At 64.5% G+C, this 24041-nt stretch carries 23 protein-coding genes; 8 read left to right on the top strand and 15 right to left on the bottom strand.

Annotation, left to right across the window (positions count from 1 at the left end; all coding sequences use genetic code 11):
- The 7 genes from VN856_RS21525 to VN856_RS21495 all read right to left on the bottom strand — a co-directional run.
- Nucleotides 1-1698, bottom strand: a 1698-nt coding sequence (locus tag VN856_RS21525) for an MMPL family transporter (protein ID WP_325692713.1), incomplete at its 3' end; no start/stop codon positions are given.
- Nucleotides 1695-2138 (bottom strand): MmpS family transport accessory protein, encoded by a 444-nt coding sequence (locus VN856_RS21520; RefSeq protein WP_325692711.1) that lies wholly within the window; start codon nucleotides 2136-2138, stop codon nucleotides 1695-1697. The genes VN856_RS21520 and VN856_RS21525, both read right to left, overlap by 4 nt.
- A gap of 162 nt (nucleotides 2139-2300) precedes the next feature.
- Entirely contained in the window at nucleotides 2301-2489 is a 189-nt protein-coding gene (locus VN856_RS21515) for a hypothetical protein (RefSeq protein WP_325692709.1), read from the bottom strand.
- Nucleotides 2490-2787: 298 nt separating this feature from the next.
- Nucleotides 2788-4905 (bottom strand): class 1b ribonucleoside-diphosphate reductase subunit alpha, encoded by a 2118-nt coding sequence (gene nrdE / locus VN856_RS21510; protein WP_325692719.1) that lies wholly within the window; start codon nucleotides 4903-4905, stop codon nucleotides 2788-2790.
- A 17-nt stretch (nucleotides 4906-4922) separates the two neighbouring features.
- Nucleotides 4923-5375: a class Ib ribonucleoside-diphosphate reductase assembly flavoprotein NrdI gene (nrdI, locus tag VN856_RS21505; protein ID WP_414687019.1), complete on the bottom strand. Its 453-nt coding sequence runs from the start codon at nucleotides 5373-5375 to the stop codon at nucleotides 4923-4925.
- Nucleotides 5376-5408: 33 nt separating this feature from the next.
- Nucleotides 5409-5648, bottom strand: coding sequence for a redoxin NrdH (locus tag VN856_RS21500; protein ID WP_325692705.1), 240 nt, complete (start codon nucleotides 5646-5648; stop codon nucleotides 5409-5411).
- A 429-nt stretch (nucleotides 5649-6077) separates the two neighbouring features.
- Nucleotides 6078-6623: an NAD(P)H-dependent oxidoreductase gene (locus tag VN856_RS21495; protein ID WP_325692703.1), complete on the bottom strand. Its 546-nt coding sequence runs from the start codon at nucleotides 6621-6623 to the stop codon at nucleotides 6078-6080.
- A gap of 91 nt (nucleotides 6624-6714) precedes the next feature.
- On the opposite strand from VN856_RS21495, the gene VN856_RS21490 reads away from it, so the two are divergent.
- Nucleotides 6715-7317, top strand: a complete 603-nt coding sequence (locus VN856_RS21490; RefSeq protein WP_325692701.1) for a helix-turn-helix domain-containing protein — start codon at nucleotides 6715-6717, stop codon at nucleotides 7315-7317.
- Nucleotides 7314-8348 (top strand): DNA polymerase IV, encoded by a 1035-nt coding sequence (locus tag VN856_RS21485; RefSeq protein ID WP_325692699.1) that lies wholly within the window; start codon nucleotides 7314-7316, stop codon nucleotides 8346-8348. Before VN856_RS21490 ends, VN856_RS21485 begins: the two co-directional genes overlap by 4 nt.
- Here the strand turns inward: VN856_RS21485 and VN856_RS21480 are convergent.
- Nucleotides 8345-9214 carry an SDR family oxidoreductase gene (locus VN856_RS21480; RefSeq protein WP_325692697.1) on the bottom strand — a complete coding sequence of 290 codons (870 nt, stop codon included), beginning with the start codon at nucleotides 9212-9214 and terminating at the stop codon, nucleotides 8345-8347. The two genes, VN856_RS21485 and VN856_RS21480, sit on opposite strands and share 4 nt — an antisense overlap.
- A 26-nt stretch (nucleotides 9215-9240) precedes the next feature.
- Nucleotides 9241-9900 carry a TetR/AcrR family transcriptional regulator gene (locus VN856_RS21475; protein ID WP_414687018.1) on the bottom strand — a complete coding sequence of 220 codons (660 nt, stop codon included), beginning with the start codon at nucleotides 9898-9900 and terminating at the stop codon, nucleotides 9241-9243.
- A gap of 154 nt (nucleotides 9901-10054) precedes the next feature.
- Here VN856_RS21475 and VN856_RS21470 point away from each other — a divergent pair, with 154 nt between their 5' ends.
- Nucleotides 10055-11533, top strand: a complete 1479-nt coding sequence (locus VN856_RS21470; RefSeq protein WP_325692695.1) for a cytochrome P450 — start codon at nucleotides 10055-10057, stop codon at nucleotides 11531-11533.
- Here VN856_RS21470 and VN856_RS21465 read toward each other — a convergent pair.
- Complete coding sequence (locus VN856_RS21465; protein WP_325692693.1) at nucleotides 11530-12006, bottom strand: homocitrate synthase; 477 nt, start codon at nucleotides 12004-12006, stop codon at nucleotides 11530-11532. The genes VN856_RS21470 and VN856_RS21465 overlap by 4 nt on opposite strands.
- Nucleotides 12007-12288: 282 nt before the next feature.
- Here VN856_RS21465 and VN856_RS21460 point away from each other — a divergent pair, with 282 nt between their 5' ends.
- Nucleotides 12289-13839, top strand: coding sequence for an aldehyde dehydrogenase family protein (locus VN856_RS21460; RefSeq protein WP_325692691.1), 1551 nt, complete (start codon nucleotides 12289-12291; stop codon nucleotides 13837-13839).
- Between the two features lie 7 nt (nucleotides 13840-13846).
- Here VN856_RS21460 and VN856_RS21455 read toward each other — a convergent pair whose 3' ends face one another.
- Nucleotides 13847-15280, bottom strand: a complete 1434-nt coding sequence (locus VN856_RS21455; RefSeq protein ID WP_325692715.1) for a FadR/GntR family transcriptional regulator — start codon at nucleotides 15278-15280, stop codon at nucleotides 13847-13849.
- A 40-nt stretch (nucleotides 15281-15320) separates the two neighbouring features.
- Nucleotides 15321-16514, bottom strand: a complete 1194-nt coding sequence (locus tag VN856_RS21450; RefSeq protein ID WP_325692689.1) for a thiolase family protein — start codon at nucleotides 16512-16514, stop codon at nucleotides 15321-15323.
- Between the two features lie 60 nt (nucleotides 16515-16574).
- Between VN856_RS21450 and VN856_RS21445 the strand changes: the two genes are divergently transcribed.
- Nucleotides 16575-16925 carry a Zn-ribbon domain-containing OB-fold protein gene (locus VN856_RS21445; RefSeq protein WP_414687017.1) on the top strand — a complete coding sequence of 117 codons (351 nt, stop codon included), beginning with the start codon at nucleotides 16575-16577 and terminating at the stop codon, nucleotides 16923-16925.
- 11 nt (nucleotides 16926-16936) lie between these two features.
- On the opposite strand, the gene VN856_RS21440 is transcribed toward VN856_RS21445, so the two are convergent.
- Nucleotides 16937-17761 (bottom strand): class I SAM-dependent methyltransferase, encoded by an 825-nt coding sequence (locus VN856_RS21440; RefSeq protein WP_325692685.1) that lies wholly within the window; start codon nucleotides 17759-17761, stop codon nucleotides 16937-16939.
- Nucleotides 17762-17870: 109 nt separating this feature from the next.
- Between VN856_RS21440 and VN856_RS21435 the strand changes: the two genes are divergently transcribed.
- Nucleotides 17871-18545, top strand: coding sequence for a helix-turn-helix domain-containing protein (locus VN856_RS21435; RefSeq protein WP_325692683.1), 675 nt, complete (start codon nucleotides 17871-17873; stop codon nucleotides 18543-18545).
- A gap of 8 nt (nucleotides 18546-18553) precedes the next feature.
- On the opposite strand, the gene VN856_RS21430 is transcribed toward VN856_RS21435, so the two are convergent.
- Both VN856_RS21430 and VN856_RS21425 read right to left on the bottom strand, forming a co-directional pair.
- Complete coding sequence (locus VN856_RS21430) at nucleotides 18554-20719, bottom strand: acyl-CoA dehydrogenase (RefSeq protein WP_325692681.1); 2166 nt, start codon at nucleotides 20717-20719, stop codon at nucleotides 18554-18556.
- Between the two features lie 109 nt (nucleotides 20720-20828).
- On the bottom strand, nucleotides 20829-21587 hold the full coding sequence (locus VN856_RS21425; RefSeq protein ID WP_325692680.1) for an SDR family oxidoreductase: 759 nt from the start codon (nucleotides 21585-21587) through the stop codon (nucleotides 20829-20831).
- Nucleotides 21588-21683: 96 nt separating this feature from the next.
- Between VN856_RS21425 and VN856_RS21420 the strand changes: the two genes are divergently transcribed.
- Together VN856_RS21420 and VN856_RS21415 are read left to right on the top strand one after the other, a co-directional pair.
- The gene (locus VN856_RS21420; RefSeq protein ID WP_325692678.1) at nucleotides 21684-23219 is read left to right on the top strand and encodes an ATP-dependent DNA ligase; all 1536 of its coding nucleotides are present in this window, start codon (nucleotides 21684-21686) and stop codon (nucleotides 23217-23219) included.
- A gap of 45 nt (nucleotides 23220-23264) precedes the next feature.
- Nucleotides 23265-24041, top strand: a 777-nt coding sequence (locus tag VN856_RS21415) for a carbon starvation CstA family protein (RefSeq protein WP_325692676.1), incomplete at its 3' end; no start/stop codon positions are given.

The following is a 24041-nucleotide window of genomic DNA, read 5'->3' as shown; positions in this document are numbered from 1 at the left end:
GACGTCGTCGAAGTCGGCGAGGTTGTCGCGCATCGCGTCGGTGACCTCTTTGAGGCCGTGGGCAGCGTCGGCGCCGATGTGGGTTGCTTGGGCTTGTTGTGCGGTCAGCTCTTGTTGGTGACGGAGCAGGCCCGTCATGCGGTCGGTGATGGTGGCCATGTCGGTGAGCCGGTTGTTCAGGGCGGTCAGGAAGGGAAGAAGTTCTTTGATCTTGGTGCCCATGGTGCCGAGGGTGTAGGGGAACGACGAATGCTCCAGCGGCGCGCCCAACGGCCTGGTTGTGCTTTGCACCATGCCCACCCCCGGGGTGTGAAAGACGGTGCGCGCCACTCGGTCCAGCGCAATCATGTCGGTGCTGTTGCGCATGTCGTGATCGGACTCGACCGCGAGCATGTCGCTGTTGAGCTTGCTGACCGGGAAGTGCCTGTCGCTCGCGGCGTATCCCTGTTTCGATGGGACGTCATCGGCGACGTAGAGCCGGTCATCGTAGTTGGGACGGTAGGTCGGAAGCGTGATCGACCCCACCAGCACCAGCACGCCACTGGCGAACAGCAGCCGTCCCGGCCAGCGCACCACCAGGACACCAACCTTGCGCCAGATCCCCGCTCCGGCCGCGCGTTTGGGATCGAATATGCCGAATCTGCTGCTCAGCGCCAGCAGCGCGGGGCCGAAAGTCAGCGCGGCCGCCACAGCGGTGAGCATGGCCACCGCGCACGGGATGCCGCAGGTGTTGAAGTAATTGAGCCGGGTGAATGTGAGGCAAAACGTGGCGCCGGCCACCGCCAGACCAGAGCCGAGAATGACGTGGGAGACCCCGTTGACTGCGGAATAGTAGGCGGTTTCCCGATCTTCGCCGCCATGGCGTGCTTCGTGGTAGCGGCCGATCAAAAAGATCGCGTAATCGGTACCGGCACCCAGGATCAGAGACACAAGAATATTCGAGGCGAATTCGGAGATCTGGATGAACTTGTGAAAGGCAAGGAAGGAGACGAACCCACGCCCGCAGATCAGTTCCATCATCACCATCAACAGGATGAGAAGCGCAGTCGAGATGGAGCGATAGACGGCCAGCAGCATCGCGATGATGAGGACGATCGTCACGAACATGATTGTGATCAGGCTCTTGTTGCCGACCTCGAGCATGTCCGCCGACAACGGCGCCGCACCCGAGACGTATACCTTCAGCCCCGATGGGGTTTTGATCTGCGAGACCAAGTCCCGCACCACCTTGATCGACTCGTCCGACAGCGACGAACCCAGATCGCCGGCCACCCGCACCAGCGTGTACGACGCCAGCCCGTCATTACTCTGCACCCCCGCAGCAGTGGTGCCTTGGCCCCACAGGTTCATGACATATTGAACGTGCTTGTCGTGCTGGAGTTTTGCGACCATCTGGTCGTAGAACGCGTGGTCGTTTTCGTCCAATTTGTGCGAACCCTCCAGAACGACCATCACCAGGCTGTTGCTATCGGATTCTTTGAACACTTCGCCGATATGAATGAGTGCTTGCGACGACGGCGCGTCGACGGGGACCAACGGGCCCCGGTTTGCTTCGGTGACCGGCTCGAGTTGCGGAACGATCACGTTGACCGCAACCAGCAACGCGATCCACGCAAGCACCACCAATAACGAATGCTTGCGGATGGTCCGCGCAACGAATGGTCTATGCACATCGGTGTTGCTGCCGCGGCGGTTCATGCGGACAGCACCTGGCACCAGACGCCCGCGTGCTCACCGGTGGCCGTGTGCTCGGACCGCACCTGCCCGTCAATCGTGATGCGGCAGCTGATATTTGGTCCCGCCACCTGCGCGGTGATATCGGCGGTAGCCGTCGTCAAGACAGTAGATTCCGTATGCGTCCAGGGCAACATCGTCAGGTCGACCGCTATCGGCTTGGAATTGACGTCCCAATAGCTGACCCTCCCCCAACCGCTCAAATCGCCGAAGATTTCGTATTTGATGTGCTTGGGATTGAACTGGGCTATCGCGAAACTGTTGCCAGCGCCCCGAGTTCTATCGTCGGAGCCGAAGATGCCGTGAGCGGCGTTGATGATGAATCCCGCCACAGCGACCACGACGACCGCGATTGTGGGCAGCCAAAGCCTGCTGATCAATCGTCGGCTTGTGGAGACAACCATGAGTTCGATCCTTCGTGCTACGTGACAGCTGAACGGCGTAGGAGACTGTTACGGTCGGGCGGCGCATGGATTTGGCCGAGGCATCGGTCGACATGCATTGCCCTGCTTAGCTCACGCCGGCGACAGCGCCGGAGGGCTGACTGAGCTTTCTAAGCCACGAGGTTAGGTGCGCAGCCCGCTGAGAATGCGCAGAAAGCTCGCCGACTGCTGGAAGCCGGTCCGTAGCACGCCCTTTGAATAATCGAGTGTCGCATCGTCGATATCGCCGAGGCTGGTTACCGCATCTGTGACCGGTGCAACACTACTGACAGTTCGGAACTGTTCGTCGATAATCGGTTCGGACGCAGTCATACTCACGAAAATGGGTCCTTCGGACTCGGGGCGATCGGCGGTGGCGCTCGGACAAGTCGCCTTCTTTCTGGCCACTTGTCGCTTGCAAAGCTAGGGATATCAGCACCGCCGGTCTACCCACATAGCGCGGCCGATGGCCGGAGAACGCGGTCAGCTGGATACCCACGTCGCTACGGATCCGACGACGAAACCAGCGCGGGTTGCGAAACTGTACTGCACGCCCGCGTTATTTGGACAGGGTGAATATCGTTGAGGCCGCGTTATCCCGCTAAGAGGGTGCGGCGCTCCCTGCGCGACGTCACAGCATGCAGGAGACGCAGCCCTCGACCTCGGTGCCTTCCAGCGCCATCTGCCGCAGCCGGATGTAGTACAGCGTCTTGATGCCTTTACGCCAGGCGTAGATCTGCGCCTTGTTCACGTCACGGGTGGTCGCGGTGTCCTTGAAGAACAGCGTCAGCGAAAGCCCTTGGTCCACGTGCTGGGTGGCCGCCGCGTAGGTGTCGATGATCTTCTCGTAGCCGATTTCGTAGGCGTCCTGGTAGTACTCCAGGTTGTCGTTGGTCAGATACGGCGCCGGGTAGTAGGCCCGGCCGATCTTGCCTTCCTTGCGAATCTCGATCTTGGACGCGACCGGGTGGATCGACGACGTCGAGTGGTTGATGTAGGAGATCGATCCGGTCGGCGGCACCGCCTGCAGGTTCTGGTTGTAGATGCCGTGGGTCTGGACGGACTCTTTCAGCCGCTTCCAGTCGTCCTGGTCCGGAATGCGGATCTTCGCGTCGGCGAAAAGCTGACGCACCTTGTCGGTCTTGGGTTCCCAGACCTGCTCGGTGTATTTGTCGAAGAACTCACCGGAGGCATACTTCGAGTTCTCGAAGCCCTTGAAGTGCGAACCGCGTTCGATCGCAATGCGATTCGAGGCCCGCAGCGCGTGGTAGAGCACCGTGTAGAAATAGATGTTGGTGAAGTCGACGCCCTCTTCGGACCCGTAGTAGACGCGTTCGCGGGCCAAGTAGCCGTGCAGGTTCATCTGTCCGAGCCCGATCGCGTGCGAGTCGTTGTTGCCCTGCTCGATCGAGGGCACCGACCAGATGTGGGTCTGGTCGCTCACTGCGGTCAGCGCGCGGATCGCAACTTCGATGCTCTGGGCGAAGTCCGGCGAGTCCATCGTCTTGGCGATGTTCAGCGAACCGAGGTTGCACGAAATATCCTTGCCCACTTTGGCATACGACAGGTCGTCGTTGAATATCGACGGCGTGGAGACCTGCAGGATCTCCGAGCACAGGTTGGAGTGGGTGATCTTGCCCTCGATCGGGTTGGCCCGGTTCACCGTGTCCTCGAACATGATGTACGGGTAGCCCGACTCGAACTGCAACTCGGCCAGCGTCTGGAAGAACTCGCGCGCCTTGATCTTGGTCTTGCGGATCCGCGCGTCGTCGACCATCTCGTAGTACTTCTCGGTGACCGAGATGTCAGCGAAGGGCACGCCGTAGACGCGTTCGACGTCGTAGGGCGAGAACAGGTACATGTCCTCGTTGTTCTTGGCCAACTCGAAGGTGATGTCCGGGATCACCACGCCCAAACTCAGCGTCTTGATCCGGATTTTCTCGTCGGCGTTCTCCCGCTTGGTGTCCAGGAAGCGGTAGATGTCAGGGTGGTGGGCTTGCAGGTACACCGCGCCGGCACCTTGGCGCGCACCCAACTGGTTGGCGTAGGAGAACGAGTCCTCGAGCAGCTTCATGATCGGGATCACGCCCGACGACTGGTTTTCGATGTTCTTGATAGGGGCGCCGTGCTCGCGAATGTTGCTCAGCAGCAACGCGACTCCCCCGCCCCGCTTGGACAGCTGAAGCGCGGAGTTGATCGAGCGGCCGATCGACTCCATGTTGTCTTCGATGCGCAGAAGGAAGCAGCTCACCGGCTCACCACGCTGCTTCTTGCCCGAGTTGAGGAAGGTCGGCGTAGCCGGCTGGAATCGGCCGTCGATGATCTCGTCGACGAGCTTCTCGGCCAGCCCGGTGTCGCCGGCCGCCAAGGTCAGCGCGACCATCACGACCCGGTCTTCGAAGCGCTCCAGATACCGCTTGCCGTCAAAGGTTTTCAGCGTGTAGGAGGTGTAGTACTTGAACGCGCCGAGGAAGGTCGGAAACCGGAACTTCTTGGCGTAGGCGCGATCCAGCAGCGTCTTGACGAAGTTGCGCGAGTACTCGTCGAGGACCTCACGCTCGTAGTAGTTCTCCTTGATCAGGTAGTCGAGCTTCTCGTCCTGATTGTGGAAGAAGACCGTGTTCTGGTTGACGTGCTGCAGGAAGTACTGGTGCGCGGCTTCGCGGTCCTTGTCGAACTGAATCTTGCCATCGGCGTCGTACAGATTCAGCATCGCGTTCAGCGCGTGATAGTCCGTTTCATCGGGCAACCCATGCGCGCTGGCGGTTACAGGCTCTGTAGCGACGGTTGTTGGCACGTCTGTTCCTTCCAAAAGTCAGCGAGACCGGCGCGTACGGCATCCACGTCGTCCGGGGTTCCCATCAGTTCAAAGCGATAGAGGTAGGGCACGCCACACTTGCGGGACACCACATCACCCGCGTAGGCGAACTCTGCACCGAAGTTGTTGTTGCCCGCGGCGATGACGCCGCGGATCAACGATCGATTGTTTTCATTGTTCAGAAAAGCGATGACTTGCTTGGGGACATAGCCACCGTCATTGATATCCGGGGTCGCCTTGCCACCACCGTAGGTCGGCAATACCAGCACATACGGCTGATCCACCTCGATCCGGCCGTGCAGCGGTATCCGCGTCGCCGGGATACCCAGCTTCTGCACGAAGCGGTGTGTGTTCTCCGAAACGCTGGAGAAATACACCAGGCTGGAGGACGGCACGGCAATCCCCTCCCTAGTTCTTACTGCGCCGTCTGCCGGTTACGCGCTCAGCACGGCTCCGGCGAGCCCTTTGATCCGGTCCGGCCGGAAGCCCGACCAGTGCTCGTTTCCGGCCACGACGACCGGCGCCTGCAGGTAACCCAGTGCCATCACGTAGTCACGTGCCTCGGAGTCCAGGCTGATGTCGACCTTCTCGTAGGCGATGCCTTGCTTGTCCAGCGCCTTGTAGGTGGCGTTGCACTGCACGCAGGCGGGCTTGGTGTAAACGGTGACGCTCATCGCGGTACGACCCCTCTGTCGATAGTGGAAACAAGACAAGACTGGCAACTACTCGGGTACTGCATATGTATTGATGTTCAGCGAGCCGCCGCGCCTCAGAATTCCCGTCTCGCCGGTCCGCTTCAACTGGCCTTCGATGCCGGCTGGTGCGTCCCGACCGAACAGGTAGACCTGGGGTCTGTCGGTCTCCGAAACACTACACCTAGAGGGTGCCCGTAGGTAGGGATACAAGATGTTCGGAAAAACATTCATGAAATTCCCTGGTCGTAAGCCATGCCGTCGAAGCCCCTTCGGCGTGTCGCAGATCACAAAGTGGTCTCGCCTTGGTGTATGGACAGGTTTACCACCCGGCACCGACAAGACACGCCGACTGGATGCGCCCAGCAAAGCGCCCCAGCGGCATACAACCGCTGGGGCGCGTCGGAGAAACTAGCTGACTTCGGCGGCCAGTTTGCCGACCGCATCGCGCACGTTGGCGGCCACTTCGGCATGCTCGCGCGGGTGCTGGCCGTTCAGCGTCCCGAACGGAACCGACAGCTTGATCGACTCCACGACGCGCGGGCCGGCAATCCCGAAGGACTTCCGGGTCTCGTCGTGCGCCCAAACGCCGCCGTATTGGCCGTAAGATCCGCCGATCACGGCCAGCGGCTTGCCCTTGAGGGCGCTGTCGCCGAAGGGCCGGGAAAGCCAGTCGATCGCGTTCTTGATCACCGCCGGGATGCTGCCGTTATATTCCGGGGTCACCACCAGAGTCGCGTCGGCGTCAGCCGCGACAGCGCGCAGCGCGGTCACTGCGGCCGGAACGTCGGCGTCGTTGTCGATGTCCTCGTTGTAGAACGGCAGATCACCGAGACCTTCAAAGATCGTGACGGCAACGCCGTCCGGGGCCGCTTCGGCGGCCAGTTCGGCGATCTGACGGTTGATCGATGCCGCGCGCAAGCTTCCTACCAGCGTCAGCACATTGATGTCCGACATGATCTGAGTTCCCTTCGGTAATTGGTGTACATCTTTGCATGGTCTAACCGGACCGTGGTCCGCTTTGTTCCGATGACGCTACAGTTATTTTGTGAGCGCCGCCGACCCGGTCCGCGACCTGCCTGTTTCCGTGCCGCACGAGCGCGGCGACGCCGCACGCAATCGCGCACTGTTGCTGGATGCGGCGCGGCGGCTGATCGCCGACCGCGGCGCCGACGCGGTCACCATGGACGACATCGCCGCGGCTGCCGGCGTCGGCAAAGGCACCATTTTCCGGCGATTCGGCAGCCGCGCCGGCTTGATGATGGTGCTGCTCGACGAGGACGAGCAGATCAACCAGCAAGCGTTCATGTTCGGTCCTCCACCGCTGGGTCCTGATGCGCCGCCGCTGGATCGACTGGTGGCCTTCGGGCGCGCGCGGCTGCGTTTTGCGCACACCCACCACGAATTGTTGGCGGCCGCCAATAGCGATCCGCAGTCACGCTACGGCGCGGCGGCGATGGTGCTGCGCACGCATGTTCGGATGCTGCTGACCTCGGCCCGCACCACCGGCGACCTCGATAGCCAAACCGATGCCCTACTGGCGTTGTTGGAGGCGGAGTACGTCGAACACCAGCTGACCGAACGCGACCAGTCGCTGCGGGCGCTGGGCGACGCGTGGGAAAGCCTGGCGCGCAAACTCTGCGGTAGATGAAGCCGCGCTGGATCCTGCATGTCGACCTCGACCAGTTTCTGGCGTCGGTCGAACTGGGGCGTCATCCCGAATTGGTCGGGCTGCCAGTCATTGTCGGAGGCAACGGCGACCCCACCGAAGCCCGCAAGGTCGTCACCTGCGCGTCGTACGAAGCCCGCGAATTCGGCATCCACGCGGGGATGCCGTTGCGCGCCGCGGCCCGGCGCTGCCCGGAGGCGACCTTCCTGCCGTCGGACCCCGCGGCGTATGACGCAGCCTCTGAGCAGGTGATGGCACTGCTGCGCGACCTGGGCCATCCGCTGGAGGTCTGGGGCTGGGACGAGGCATATCTCGGCGCCGACCTCGACGACCCCGGCGAGCTCGCGGAGCAGGTCCGCACCGTCATATCCTCGGCGACCGGCTTGTCGTGCTCGGTGGGTATCAGCGACAACAAACAGCGCGCCAAGGTCGCCACCGGATTCGCGAAACCGGCCGGCGTGTACACCCTCACCGAATCGAACTGGATGGACGTGATGGGCGAACGACCCGTCGACGCGCTGTGGGGTGTCGGGCCGAAGACAGCGAAAAAGCTTGCCGCGCTTGATATCGGAACGGTGTGGCAATTGGCGCACGCCGACGCCGAGCTGCTGACGTCGACGTTCGGCCCCCGAACCGGGCTGTGGTTGTTGCTGCTGGCCAACGGCGGCGGCGACGACACGGTCAGCTCCGAGCCGTGGGTGCCACGCTCGCGCAGCCACGTCGTCACCTTCCCGCATGACCTCACCGACCGGGCCGAAATGGATTCGGCGGTAATCGAATTGGCAAAGCGCGCATTGGATGAAGTGGTGGCGGCGGGGCGCATCGTCACCCGGGTGGCGGTGACCGTGCGCACCGCCACGTTCTACACCCGCACGAAGATTCGCAAACTCGACGAGGCCACAACCGACGCCGACGTGATCATCGCGGCCGCGCTGCGGGTTCTGGACCTGTTCGAGCTGGACCGCCCGGTGCGGTTGCTCGGGGTTCGGCTGGAACTGCGGATGCCGGTCTAACTCACCCGGGGTACTACCGGAGCAGGCTTGAGCGCGTGCGAGAAAATCACGTTGACTCGCCGCATCGCGACGCTATAGGGCCACCACGCAACACGTTTGAACGCGTACAACGCGCGGATGTCCACCGAGGTGTAGATCAGGAACCGGTTTCGCGCGACGCCGGACAGAATCTTGTCGGCGGCTTTTTCCGGCGATACCGCGTGACCGCTGAACCGGTCGACCCAGCGGCTCACCTGCGGGTCATCGCGGTCGACGCCGGCGATCTCGACGGTGTTGACCAGCGGCGTCCGCACCGCACCCGGCACCACAACGGACACCCCGATCCGATAGCGGGCCAGGTCGAACCGCAGCACTTCGGAGAGGCCGCGTAGTCCGAATTTGCTTGCGCTGTAAGCAGCATGCCACGGCAACCCGATCAGACCCGCCGCCGAGGACACGTTGACCAGGTGTCCGCCATTGCGCGCCGCCACCATCGGCGGCACGAAGTTTTCGATGACGTGGATCGGCCCCATCAAGTTGATCGAGATCATCCTGGTCCACTGCTCATGCGTCAGCCGGTCGACAGTCCCCCACGCCGACACTCCGGCGATGTTCATCACGACGTCCATGCTCGGGTGATTGGCGTGGATCGCTTCGGCGAACGACGCGACCTCGTCGTAATTCGCGATGTCCAAGGCCCGGTACTCGGGCACCTTTGCGCCCAGCGCGAGAACCTCGTTCACGGTCTCGGCCAGGCCATCGGCGTTGCGGTCGGTCAGGTACAGCTCGGCGCCTTGGCCCGCGAGCCGCAAGGCGGTCGCCCGGCCGATGCCGCTGGCCGCCCCGGTGATCAAGCACCGTTTCCCCGCGAACCTCGTCTTCGCCATGGGCACTGACGATACCGACGGTAACGCTAGCTCTGCGGCGAACCACCCCACAGCGCGTTGAGCCACAGTGCCTCGAGCACCCGCACGCCGCGCTGCACGTCTCCGTCGTCGCCCAGGAAAGCCGTGTCGCCGGACAGCATTTGCGCGGTGGTGACCGACAGCGTGCGGACCAGCGTCGGTATGTCGTCGCTGATGGGGTGGGCGGTACCGGCTCGCAGCTCGTCTTTGACGATGCCCATGATCTGCTGCACCACGCCTTCGACCTGTTGGTCGAGCAGGTCCTTGATTTCGGCGTCGGTGTTGCGCGCGGCGTTGCACGCCGACATCACCGGGTCGTTGTGGGCATAGACCGCCGCGGCACTTCCGACCATCCGCTTGGCGAACGCCGCCGGCGATTCGTCAACCCCGCGCGGCGCGAAATACTCGGTCAGCTCCTCGAGTTCATGTGTCGCGTCGGCGAGGATCTGGGCCAGCACGGCGTACTTGGAGTCGAAGTAGAAGTAGAACCCGGATCGGGCCACGCCTGCACGATCGCTGATCGTGCTCACCGACAACTGCGCGAACGGCTTCTCCTCCAGCAACTGGCGCACCGCTTGCACGATGGCCTGTCGCTGGCGATCACCCCGCCGCCGCGGAACCGGCACGACCGGTGGCTGCTCAGCCAATCGGTCGGCCCCCTGCTCGATGCGCACCCTTCGACCTTGCACTACGCCACCCACAAAAGGAAACGCGACGCGCAAAGCGAAACTTGACAGCCGTCAAGTTTCGTCTGAGGATGTCAGTTGGTGACGTCTGCCACACAGTCGATCCACCGTCTGCGCGCCCACAGAAGGAGTGTCAATGGCGACCATCAGCACCCCGAATTACCTGCTCGATCAGGCGAAGCGCCGGCTGACCCCGTCAATCAACAACTTTCCCGGCATGGGTGCCGTCGAGCAGCGGCTGCTGAACACCAAATGGGCCCCGCGGAAGCTCGCGGATCCGCCGCCGGGCAGCGGACTCAAGCCCGTCATGGGCGACCGCGGTCTGCCGGTCGTCGGCCATCTCGTCGAGATGATGCGGGGCGGACCGGACTACCTGCAATTCCTGTACGAAACCAAGGGTCCGGTCATATTCGGTGATTCACCGGTCCTACCAGGCGTCGCGGCGCTGGGTCCCGACGCGGCCCAGGTCATCTACTCCAACCGCAACAAGGACTACTCCCAGCAGGGCTGGGTGCCGGTGATCGGCCCATTCTTCAACCGAGGCCTGATGCTGCTCGACTTCGAGGAGCACATGTTCCATCGGCGGATCATGCAGGAAGCGTTCGTCCGCTCCCGGCTGGTCGGCTATGTCGAGCAGATGGACCAGGTCGTCTCGCAGGTGGTGGCCAATGACTGGGTAGCCAACGATCCACGTTTTTTGCTTTACCCGGCAATGAAGGAGCTCACCCTCGACATCGCGTCGATGGTGTTCATGGGTCACGAACCAGGCACCGACCATCAGCTGGTGACCAAGGTGAACAGGGCCTTCACCATCACCACCCGCGCGGGCAACGCGGTCATCCGCACCAGCGTGCCGCCGTTTACCTGGTGGCGCGGCCTGCAGGCGCGCGAGCTGCTGGAGAACTACTTCCGTGAACGCGTCAAGGAGCGCCGGGGCAAAGAGGGCAGCGACCTACTCACTGTCCTGTGCCATACCGAGGACGAAGACGGCAACAGCTTCTCCGACGAGGACATCGTCAACCACATGATCTTCCTGATGATGGCCGCGCATGACACCTCGACATCGACCTCGACGACGATGGCCTACCACCTGGCCGCCAACCCCGACTGGCAGGAACGCTGCCGCGACGAATCCGATCGTCTCGGTGACGGTCCGCTGGACATCGAGTCACTGGAGAAGCTGGAAACGCTCGATTTGGTGATGAACGAGGCGATTCGGCTGGTGACGCCGGTGCAGTGGGGGATGCGCCGGACCGTGCGCGACACCGAGTTGCTGGGCTACTACCTGCCTGCGGGCACGAACGTCATCGCGTACCCGGGGATGAACCATCGCCTACCCGAGATCTGGACGGATCCGCTGAAATTCGACCCCGAGCGGTTTGCCGAGCCGCGTAGCGAACACAAGCGGCACCGCTACGCGTTCACGCCGTTCGGCGGCGGCGCGCACAAGTGCATCGGGATGACGTTCGGCCAGCTGGAGATCAAGACGATCCTGCACCGGTTGCTGCGACGCTACCGGCTTGAGTTACCCCACGCGGGCTACCAGGCGAAATGGGACCACGGCGGCATGCCGATCCCGATGGACGGCATGCCGATCGTGTTGCGGCCGCTTTAGCGGTTCTCCGCGTACAGCCTGTTCGCGCAGGCGATGACCGCTGACAGCGCCGACTCTGTCGGATCCTCCGAGTAACCCATCGCCCACTCGGCCCGGCAGCCGTCGGTGCCCTGGATGAAGGTCGCGGTCGAGTCATCTGACTGGAGCTGATGGAACCGCAGCATCTCGAGTGAGACGCCGTGCTGGTAGAGCATCGCGGTCAGGGCCGCGACCGGGCCGGTCGCGGTCGCGGTGGCGGTTTCGATGCGATCGCCGAGCGCCAGTGTGGCCTGGAAGGTTCTCGTTCCCAGTCGGCTGGACGGCCGATCAGTGCAATGCCAGTGCCCTAGCCGTAACGGCCCGGCGCTCGGCGCATAGGTGGCGGTGAAGGTGCTCCACGACATGGTGTCGGCGTCCTCACGAAGTCCCCGCGGTAACGCAATGCCGTCAAAGCGCAGGGTGGACGATTCGGATGGAGCGAAGGTGATTGTCATGTGCCGGTCTTCTCTGGTCTGAAGGAGCGACCGACGGGTAGTAGCTTTCGACCCACAGCGGGGGGTCGGTCTGGATCAGACCCCGCTGCGGGTGCTGGCTACTACGAGAAGGTGATGCACGATCGCCGAGGGTAGACGCTGATGAGCCGACGGCGCAACTTCATTTCGGACCACCCGGCAACCCAGGTTTGCCAAAAATCGTCCAACTTGCCGGAACATACGTAGCGTTCGTGCCAGCTGGCAAACGGCCATGCGCACTCTCATTCGGCAGAGGTGATCGCCATGAGTACAGATACCGCGAATCCCACGAGTCCCGCTAAAACCGATATCCCCCATGAAGTGGTGGTCACATGTCCGGCCACCGGCCAAGTCGTCGGCAGCGTCCCGGTGGCGACATCGGTTGAAGTCGAAGCAGTGGCAGCCCGGCTCCGGACGGCCCAGCCGGCATGGCAACAAATGGGCGTCGACGGCCGCGCGCGGTGGCTCGGCAAATGGCGCGACTGGATGCTTGACCACACCGATGAGCTGTTGACGGTGCTACAGCTCGAGACCGGCAAGTCCTGGGGCGATGCCAACGTAGAAATCGCCTCCGTGCAGTTCATCAATTACTGGATCGACAACGCCGCCGAATTCCTCGCCGACGAGACCGTTCGCCCTTACGGGGCTGTCAACGCGGCGAAGAAGCTGACCATTGCCTACGAGCCCTATTCGCTCGTTGGCGTGATCACACCGTGGAACACCCCGCTCTCGATGCCAATGTTCGACATTCCCCCGGCGTTGATGGCCGGTTGCGCCGTGCTGTCCAAGCCCTCTGAGGTCACCCCACTCGTGTGGCAGATGGCGGTCGACGGGTGGAAGCAGATCGGTGCACCGGACGTGCTCGACGCGGTGCACGGGTTCGGCGAAACCGGCGCAGCATTGGTCGACGTGGTGGACTACGTGATGTTCACCGGTTCGGTCAATACCGGGCGCCGCATCGCCGTCGCGGCCGCGCAGCGACTGATCCCGTGCAGTCTCGAACTCGGCGGCAAAGACGCGATGATCGTGTGTGCCGACGCCGACCTCGACCGGGCCGCCGACGGCGCGGTATGGGGCGCATTCGCCTACACCGGCCAAATCTGCATATCGGTAGAGCGGTGCTACGTCGAGGAGCCGGTGTACGAGGAGTTCGTCAGCAAGGTGGTGGCCAAAACGTCGCAACTGCGCCAAGGGATGGACGCTGAACACGACTTTTCCTGCGACGTCGGATCGATGACAACCGCCCAGCAGCTCGCCATCGTGTCCGGCCACGTCGACGATGCCATACGTAAGGGTGCGAAGGTGCTGGTCGGCGGCAAGTCGGGCGATCCCGCGGGACTGTTCTATGAGCCAACCGTCCTGGTCGATGTCGATCACGACATGAAGTGCATGCGGGAGGAGACCTTCGGGCCGACGTTGCCGATCATGAAAGTTCGCGATGCCGCCGAGGCGATCGAGAAGGCGAATGACTCCGAATTGGGGTTGTCCGGCAGCGTGTGGACGCGAGACAAAAACAAGGGGATCGCGTTGGCGCGCAAGATGAACACTGGAACGGTGAACATCAACAATGTCATCGCGAATGCCTTACAGTTGCCGGTGCCGGTGGAGGGCTGGAACGACTCAGGGATCGGCTCTCGGTCCGGCGGGGCAGCCGGGATCCGCAAGTACTGCAAGACCAAAAGCATTGTGGCCGAACGAATTGTAATGAAGAAGGAACCACTCTGGTATCCGTACAACCGTAAGAAGGGCAAGCTCGTGGGAGCCCTGATTCGGATGACCTCGGCCAGAGACTGGCGGCGACGGCTCGGGCGGTAGCTCCGGTCTACAACCACCAGGACGCGGCGGCGTCCAGGTGGCGCCGGGTGCGATGACGGGCCAAGCTGTCGTCGCCCTGCGCGATCGCCTCGATGATCCGCAGGTGAGCGTGTCGCACGTCGACCAGATCGCCGTGGCTCGGGATCGGCTGCTCGGTGCTTGCCCAGTGCCGGCGAAAGAGCTCGACCAGGATCCGTAGGAACAGCTCGAGCACGGCGTTGCCGGCCAACGTCGCCAGCCCGGTGTGGAAGAGGAACTCCTCGACGCCTGCCTTGCGGGGATCGTCACCGGCTTCTTCGATCAGCAACCGGTGCCTGTCGAGGAAATCGCGCACCTCGGGTGCGTCGCGCCGTCGGACGACTTTGGCAACGTTGTCGATCTCGATGGCGTCGCGAATCAACGTCAGGTTTTCACGACGAGGCTGGCGGTACTGGAGGTACAGCGCGATGGTGTCAATGCTGGCCTGCGCCTGGGGTTCTGCCACCACCAGCCCGCCGCCGGGCCCGCGCCGCGTAGTGGCGACCGCGTGGTATTCCAACAGCCGCACGGCTTCTCGCAGTACTGACCGGCTCACCCGATAGCGTTCCAGCAGCGCGACCTCGGATCCGAAGACCTCGCCCACCTGCCAGCCGCTGCTGGCGATGTCGTCGCGGATCGCGGCGGCCAACACTTCGGCGAGCTTGCCCTGTGGCGCTTCGCGGCTGGATCGGCGCCGTGCACTACCGGGGAGGTGATGGTCCTGCAGCCATCTGGTCACCGACTCCGCATGGCGTTCGCTCAGAGTCATGGCACGCGCGGTGTCGCCGGCCGTGACCGCGGCGATGATGGCCGCGTGTTCGCGCTGCCTATGCTCGATCGCCTCGAGTGCGTCGCTGGCGGAGTCAAGTCGCGAATCTTCGGCATACCGAACGGTCAAGCGCATCAGGATATCGATAAATAATTGCAGGACAGGGTTTTTCGACTGCTCGGCCAACGCGGCGTGGAACTCGTCACTCGCCGATACGGGGTTGCGATCTTTCTCGACGCGTAACACGGCACGGAGTCGCTCGATGCCCGCTTCGTCGATCTGCTGTGCCGCATGCGATGCCGCCAACGGCTCCAACAGCAACCGCGCATCCAGCAGGTCGCCGATCGTGGTGCCCAGGTATTCCAGGTAGATGATGATGGCGTGGGTGGCCGGGGCCCCATCGGGCTCGCATACCAGCAGCCCGCCGTTGGGACCGCGACGCATACGCGCGACCTGATGATGCTCGACGAGTCGGACCGCTTCCCGCAGCACCGACCGGCTCACCCGGTAACGCTGTTGCAGCGCCTGCTCAGAACCCAGCGACTGCCCGACCGGCCAGCCACGCCGGATGACGTCGGCCTCGATACGACGCGCAATCTGCGAAGCTCGCTTATCGGGCCGGCGCCCAGGAGCGGTACCGGCTCCGGCTTGCAGAAGAGCTTCAGGGCTCAATTGCACGTCCGCACAAAGTAACTCAGCATGTCAACAACATGCATCCGGCGATCGGGCCGCCGCCCACCGCAGCCACCGCGACCTCGGGCCGGCTGGACACCTGACGCTCACCCGCCTCGCCCCGCAACTGCAAGCAGGCCTCGTGCAGCAGCCAATAGCCATGCATGCGGCCTGCCGAGAGCTGGCCGCCGTAGGTGTTCAACGGCAGCGACCCGTTCAGGGCGATCCGCTCGGCTCCCTCGACGAACGGGCCGGCCTCGCCGTCACCGCAGATGCCCAGAGCTTCCAGCCAGGCGAAGGTGAGGAACGTGAACCCGTCGTACAGCTCTGCAAGGTTCAGGTCGGCGGGCGTCAGATCGGTCCGTGACCACATCTGAGCCGCCGCGTCCGCCGAGGCCATCTTCGGATAGTCGGCGCGGTGAAACCAGCCGCCCGCGCCATTGCTGCCCCCGACCGCCTCCACCTTCACCGCTCGATGCGGGCAGTCGCTGGCATAGCCGGCTGCCGACACCACCACCGCAATCGATCCGTCGATCGGCACGTCGCAGTCCAGCAACCCCAACGGCAGGGATACCGGTCGCGCGGCCAGATAGTCCGCCATGGTCATCGGGTCCCGGTACACCGCGCGGGGGTTCAGCGCTGCGTTACGCCGGCTGTTCACCGCCAGCCAGCCCAGCTGCTCTTTGGTGGTTCCGTATAGCTCCATGTGCCGGCGACACGTCAGCGCCAGCCAGTTCGCGGCGGAATACGCTTGCGCGGCAACCAGATCGTTGACATCGTCCATCGGGCCGACGACGGGTGGCGTCTCGCCTTCCGGCGTGTCGAACATTCTCGCCAGCGGCGGAGCCGGCGCGTTCTCGTCCTGTTTCACCGGGACTGTGCCGCCCAGCATTTGGATCGTCCGGTAGATGATCACGTGCCGCGCATGGCCCTCGGAGACCGCGCGGCACGCCGAGATCACCGGGTTCAGCAGACCGCCGGTGCTGAACCCGGTCCCGCAGTCGGCGGCGTCGATCTGCAGCGCGGCGTTGACCTCTACAGCGGGAGTGTCACCCAGAGTGGCGATTCCGTCGATATCACTGGGGGCCAAGCCGGCGTCGTCGATGGCCGCCCGGACCGATTCCATGGTGAGGTCCAGCCCGGGAATGCCGGTGCGACGGCCGATTCGGGAAATACCGATGCCGGAAATGATCGCGTCTTTTTCGAAGTAGCTCATCTGCGCCGTCCGTTAGACCAACCCGCTGCCCACCAACCCAAGGCAATTGAGTGTACTGTATTGCCCGTGTCAACCGAGGCGACGTCTCAGCTGCTGATCGAGCACTGCGAGAACTGCGCGCGGTGGGTCCATCCCGCGGCCGGTCAATGCCGCGACTGCGGCGGCCCGCTGGTCGCGCGACCGGTGTCGGGCCAGGGCACGGTGTTCACCTACACGGTCAACTATCACGCGTTCAACCCGGAGATCCCGACGCCGTACGTCATCGCCCTGGTCGAGCTCGCCGAGCAGAGCGGCCTTCGGGTGGCAGCCAATATCGTTGACTGCGAACCTGATTCAGTGACGTGCGGGATGCGCGTCGAGGCGCTACCGGAGCCCGGCCCGGGCGGCGCAGCACGCTTCGCACCGGCTTGATCCCACCTTGATCAGCGCTTGCGCGCAGTGACCAGTAGGTATTCCCACTCCATCGTCGACGAACCGGCCAGACATCGGTCACCCAGTTCAGCCAGCTCGGCGTCCAGCGCTGCGACCCGGTCCGGCTCGCCTGCGATGCCCCGGTACGCCGAAATCGTCGGCCCGTAATAGGTTTTGAAAAAGTCGCGGAACGCTGCGCCGTCGGCAAACCGGTCCACCCTCAGCGTGCGGTGTCGCGCAGTGAAGTCGGTGATGCCGTCTCCCAGCAGACCGCGGACATAGTCTTCGCTGCCCCACTTGGGCGGCGGCTGCACACCGGCCGGCGGCGCCGCCACGTAAGGCTTCATCGTCGCGAACATCTGCCCGATAAAGCCTTCCGGCGTCCAGTTGATCAGCCCGATCGTCCCGCCGGGCCGGCAGACCCGGACCAACTCGTCGGCCGCGCACTGATGGTGCGGGACGAACATCACCCCGACGCAGGACAGCACCGCGTCGAACTCATCGCCGCCGAACGGCAGCGCTTCGGCATTGGCCTCACACCACTGCAGGTCGACGCCCCGGGCCCGGGCGAGCGAAGCTCCGCGCTCGATCAGTTCCGGGACCAGATCGCTGGCGACCACTCTCGCACCGGTGAGCGCGGCGGGGATCGCCGCGTTGCCCGCCCCGGCGGCGACGTCGAGCACCCGGTCGCCCGCGCCGATCCCGCTCGCCTGCACCAGTACCGGACCCAGCGGTGACACCACCTCGGTTGCCACGGTGGTGTAATCGCCCATCGCCCATAGTGCGCGGTGCTTGCTTTCGAGTCCGTGATCGGCAGCGTCGATTCTGGTCGTCATGCTTCCATCGTCAGGCTCCCCGTCGAACCGTTTCCAGTGCCGGATCTGAATCCAGCGGGGTTCACAATCTGTACTAGTCAATTCCGCTGCCAAGCGATCTACTGGATATATGTCGACCTACGGCCAGTTCTGTCCCATCGCCAAGGCGATGGAGTTGCTCGACGAGCGGTGGACGCTGCTTGTGGTGAGTGAGTTACTCAAGGGCAGTGTGCATTTCAACGACCTACGGCGCGGACTGCCGAAGATGTCACCGGCGCTGCTGTCCAAACGACTCAAGTCGCTGTCCCGTGCGGGTGTTGTCGAACGCAGCGAGGTCGACGGTCGCACCTCGTATTCGCTGACACCGTGCGGTCAGGAACTCACGGGAGTCGTGGAGGCGCTCGGCGCGTGGGGAATTCGCTGGATAGGTGAACTAGGCGATGGCGACCTCGATCCGCACCTGCTGATGTGGGACATCCGGCGCACCATTTCCGTTGATGCGTGGCCACGGGCGCGGACCGTGGTGGCGTTTCGGTTGGCCGGGGTGGACCGCAAGGCCGCTCACTGGTGGCTGATGGTCTCGGAAGGAGTGCCCGACGTCTGCGATTTCGACCCCGGCTACGAGGTGGCCGCCACCGTCGAGGCCAGCCTGCTCACCCTGACCCAGATCTGGCGTGGCGACCTGTCATGGTCGAGGGCGATGCTCAACGGCAGCGTCACCATCCACGGAGCCACTGACGCTCGTCGGGCCGTGCCGGCCTGGCTCGGCCAGTCGCCGGCCGCTGTGGTCCCCCGTCCGGCCTGAGCGCTGCGTCAGTTGATCAGCGGGTCGCGCGGCATGCCCAGGATCCGCTCGGCAATCTGATTGCGAGTCACCTCAGAGGTGCCGCCCGCGATGGCCATGGATCGCGCGCTCATCACCAGTCGGCCGGGCAGCGCGCCGTCACCGTCGAGCAGTGCGACATCCGGGCCCACCAGCGCCGCCAGGATCGCCCCACCCTCGATCATGTGGTCGGCCAGTTTCAGCTTGGTGACGTTGCCCTCCGGCCCCGGGCCCGCTCCTTCCACACTGCGCACGATGCGCCGCAGATTCAGCAGCCGCAGAGCATTCTCCTCAGCGAGGTACGAGCCCACCCGACTTTGCCCGCCCGCCAACCGATCCGGATGATCCTTGACCTGTTGAACCAGCTGCATGGCCAAACCCGCGTAAAACGAGCCGCTGCCGCCGATGCTGACCCGCTCGTTGCCCAGCGTCGCTCTCGCCACCGTCCAGCCCGTGTTTGGTTCACCGACCACGTCTTCGTCGGGTACGAACAGGTCGTTGAAGAACACCTCGTTGAAGTCGGATCCGCCGGTGATCTGACGCAGCGGTCGCACCTCGACCTCGGGAGCGTTCATGTCCACGATCACCGTGGTGATGCCGGCGTGCTTGGGGGCCTCCGGGTCGGTGCGCACGGTGGCCAGACCGCGCGCGCAGTACTGCGCCCCGCTGGTCCACACCTTCTGCCCGTTGATCTTCCAGCCACCGTCCACCCGAGTGGCCTTGGTCCTGATCGACGCCGCATCCGAACCGGCCTCGGGCTCCGAGAACAACTGGCACCAGATCTCGTCTTTGCGCAATGCCTTTTCGACGAATCGCTCAATCTGCCAAGGTGTTCCGTGTTGAACGAGGGTCAGGATCACCCAGGAGGTGATCCCGTAGTCCGTGCGTTTGATACCCGCGGCGCGGAACTCCTCCTCGATCACCAACTGCTCCACCGCATCTGCGGCCAGTCCCCACGGCTTGGGCCAATGCGGCATCACGTAACCGGTCTCGATCAGCTTGTCGCGTTGCGCGTGCTTGTCCAACCCGGCGAATTCGGTGACGTCCGCACGAATCCGGGCCCGCATCTCCTCCGCCTCGGGCGGCAGGTCCAGGCTGTTCTCCCGAGTCACCCCGGCGGCAGTGCGCTCGAACACGTCCTCGGCGGGTGCGTCGCCGCCGAACAGTGCCGTGGTGACCAGCGCGCGGCGCAGGTGCAGATGCGCATCGTGCTCCCAGGTGAACCCGATCCCGCCGTGCACCTGAATGTTCAGTTCCGAGTTGCGCGCGTAGGCCGGAAACGCCAGTGCCGCAGCCGAAGCAGCCGCGAGCCGGAACTGGTCCTCGTCTTCGGATGCCGCGCGGGAGGCGTCCCACACCGCGGCGATCGCCGACTCGGTGGCGACCAGCATGTTCGCGCAGTGGTGCTTGATGGCCTGGAACGTGGCGATGGTGCGGCCGAACTGCTGGCGCACCTTGGCGTAGTCGACAGCGGCGTCGACACAGTCAGCGGACCCGCCGACGGCCTCGGCCGCCAGCAGCGTCCGGGCCCGCGCCAGTGCCGAGTCGTGTGCTCCCGCCAGGATGTCGGCGTCGCTGACGCTGACCCTCTCCAACCGGACACGTCCGGAGCGCCGGGTCGGATCCAGGTTCTCCGGCACCTCGATGGAGACGCCGGAACGGTCGCGCTCCACCACCAGCACGTCGTCACCGGCCGCGACCAGTAGCAGGTCGCCGAGACCTGCGCCGAGCACGATGCCGGCGTCCCCGTCGGCCACGCCATCGCTCAGGCTGACGTTGCCGCCCAGACCGATGCCGGCGGTCGCGGTTCCGTCGATCAGCCCGGGCAGCAGCCGCGACTTCTGTTCGGCAGAGCCGTCTTTGGCGATCACCGCCGACGCGATGACCGTCGGCACAAAAGGTCCGGGCGCCACCGCACGACCGAGTTCGTCGATGACGACCACGAGTTCGGGCAGGCCGTATCCCGAACCGCCGTGTTCCTCGTCGATGTGCAGTCCCAGCCAGCCGAGTTCGACGAGGCCTTGCCAGAACGGCGGCAAGCCCTCCTCGGGCGCATCCAGCAGCGACCGGGCGGACGCGCGGGCCTTCTGCGAGTTGAGAAAACCGCGGGTTACCTCGGCGAGTTCACGATGGTCGTCGGTCAGTGCGATACCCATTGCAGGGCCTTCCTCTTGGGCGCCAGTGGCCGGTGGGAAAGAGTGTACTTAAATCCGACAGCCTCCCAACCGGCTGGTCGGTCGGCCGGGGATGACGACGGCTAGATCGTCACTTGGGCGCGAACCGCTGGCCGGCGTCCAGACGCAGGCACTGCCCGTTCAGCATCGGGTTGTCCACGATGGCCGCGACCAGCTTGGCGTACTCCTCCGGACGGCCCAGTCGCTTCGGGAACGCCGCGTCCTTGGTCAGCGCGGTCGCGAACTCGTCCGGGATGCCCTTGGTCAATCCGGTCGCGAACAGGCTCGGCGCGATCGCCAGCACGCGGATGCCCAGCGACCCGAGGTCGCGCGCCATGGTCAGGCACATGCCTGCGATGCCGGCCTTGGCCGCGGTGTAGGCGACCTGGCCGATCTGGCCCTCGAACGCCGCGATCGAGGCGGTGTTGATGATGACGCCACGCTCCTCGTCTTCCGGCTCGTTCTGGCTCATAAGATGCGCCGCCAACCGGCTGATGTTGAACGTGGCAATCAGGTTGAGATCGATAGTCTGCTGAAAGGACTCGAGATCATGCGGACCAGTCTTCGATATGGTCCTCTTGCCGATGCCACCACCGGCCGTGGTCACCGTGACGTGCAGGCCTCCGAGCTTCTCGGCGGCGGCGTTCAACGTCTCCTCGGTGGCGGCGTAGTCGGTGACGTCGACCGGGTAGAACTCGCCACCCACACCGGCCGCGACCTCCTTGCCGTCTGACCCTTCGCGGTCAAAGATCGCGACGCTGGCGCCGCGGGCGTGCAGCAACTCGGCGCTGGCGCGGCCCATGCCCGAAGCGCCGCCGATCACGATGACCTTCTTGCCGTTGATCTCCATCCAAACCTCCTTGTTTGTTCGGGCAGTGCCCGCGCGTTAGCTGCACGTTATCGCGGCGGCGCGTGACGTTGTCGGTCAGGCGTGTAAAGGTGGGTTGTGCTGCTGATCGACGTGGCGACGACCTCGGTTGACGTGGGTGGCTCGGCTTCGCGACGGGCCAAGATCGCGCGGATCGCCGAGTTGCTGAGCCAGGCCAAGTCCGATCCCGCGCTGGTCGCGATCGTCGTGGCATGGCTGTCCGGCGACCTGCCGCAGCGCCAAATCGGCGTGGGCTGGGCGTCATTGCGGTCGCTGCCGCCCGCCGCGGCGCAGCCCAGCCTGACCGTCCTCGGCGTCGACACCACGCTGTCGACGATCGGCGCGGTGTCGGGCAAGGGCTCGCAGGCCCGGCGCGCCGATCTCGTCGTCGGACTGTTCGCGTCCGCGACCGAAGTCGAGCAGACATTTCTGCGGCACCTGCTGACCGGAGAACTCCGCCAGGGCGCGCTGGCCGGTGTGATGGCCGACGCGGTCGCGGCGGCGACGCAGATTCCCGCCGCCACCGTCCGGCGCGCGGCGATGCTCGGCGGGGCACTGCCGGCAGTCGCGGCGGCGGGCCTGACCGGCGGTGCGGCGGCGTTGGATCAGTTCACCCTGCAGGTGGGCCGGCCAGTTGGCCCGATGCTGGCACAGACCGCTACGGGCGTCGGAGAAGCCCTGGAAAAGCTCGGCGGCACAGGGGTTTTCGAGGCGAAGCTGGACGGCGCCCGAGTACAGATACACCGGGCGGGCGATCAGGTCACCGTCTACACCCGAAGCCTCGACGACGTCACCGCGCGACTGCCCGAGGTGGTCGAGGCGACCCTGGCGCTGCCGGTTCGCGAGCTGATCGCCGACGGCGAGGCGATCGCGCTGCGGCCGGACGGCAGGCCACAGCCCTTCCAGGTCACCGCGTCGCGCTTCGGCCGGTCGGTCGACGTCGCGGCGGCCCGCACCGCCCAGTCGCTCTCGGTCTTTTTCTTCGACATCCTGCACCGCGACGGCGTCGACCTGCTCGACGCGCCTACCAGCGAGCGCACCGCGGCGCTCGACGACATCGTGCCGGTACAGAACCGGGTCGATCGGCTGATCACCTCGGATCCGGGGGCCGCCGGCGAGTTCCTGGATAGGACCCTTGCCGCTGGGCACGAGGGCGTGATGGCCAAGTCGCTGACCGCACCGTATGAGGCGGGCCGCCGTGGGGCCGGTTGGCTCAAGGTGAAGCCGGTTCACACGCTGGATCTTGTGGTGCTGGCCGTCGAGTGGGGGTCGGGCCGGCGGAAAGGAAAGCTGTCGAATATTCATCTGGGCGCCCTCGACCCGGCCCGTGGCGGCTACGTGATGTTGGGCAAGACGTTCAAGGGTATGACCGACGCGATGCTGGAGTGGCAGACCGTGCGGTTTCACGAACTGGCCGTGGGCGGCACCGAGGGCTACGTCGTGCAACTGCGGCCGGAACAGGTGGTCGAGGTGGCGTTCGACGGTGTGCAGGGCTCTTCGCGTTACCCCGGTGGCTTGGCGCTGCGATTCGCCCGGGTGCTGCGCTACCGCGACGACAAGCGACCTGAGGAAGCCGACACCATCGAGACTGTGCGCGCCATGTACCGGGGTTAAGCTGCCAGCGGCCCAAATTCGCGTGGTGACACGACAGGAGGCGCCGTGGCAGCACCGCCGCAGCCGACGCCCGATACCCAACACCTGAGCTACATCCACACCGACGCCGACCTGCCGCCGGTCGCCATCATCGACCGCTCCCCCATCGGCACCAAGCACAAAATCTTCTTCGGCGTGATCGCCGTAATCGGCGCGGCGGCCTGGGCGGTCATCGCGTTCGTTCGCGGCGAGACGGTCAACGCGGTGTGGTTCGTCGTCGCGGCGATCTGTACCTACGTCATCGGGTACCGGTTCTATGCGCGGCTGATCGAGGCGAAGATCGTGCGTCCGCGTGACGATTACGCCACGCCCGCAGAGATTTTCGACGACGGCACCGACTATGTGCCCACCGACCGGCGGGTGCTGTTCGGTCACCATTTCGCGGCGATCGCCGGGGCCGGACCGCTCGTCGGGCCGGTGCTTGCCACCCAGATGGGCTATCTGCCGTGCAGCATCTGGATCATCGTCGGTGCGGTGTTCGCCGGCGCTGTGCAGGACTACCTGGTGCTGTGGATCTCCACCCGGCGCCGTGGCCGCTCGCTGGGTCAGATGGCCCGCGACGAGCTCGGCGCCATCGGCGGTGCTGCCGCCCTGGTCGGGACCTTCGTCATCATGGTGATCATCATCGCGGTGCTCGCGCTGGTGGTGGTGCGAGCATTGGCGCAAAGTCCCTGGGGCGTGTTCTCCATCGCGATGACGATCCCGATTGCCTTGTTCATGGGCTGCTATCTGCGATTCCTGCGGCCCGGACGGGTAGCGGAAGTGTCCGTGATCGGCTTCGTG

The sequence above is a fragment of the Mycobacterium sp. genome (assembly GCF_035603715.1).
GTDB lineage: Bacteria > Actinomycetota > Actinomycetes > Mycobacteriales > Mycobacteriaceae > Mycobacterium.
The sequence above is the reverse complement of the archived record's forward strand: the minus strand, read 5'-3'. Positions and strand labels throughout refer to the sequence as shown.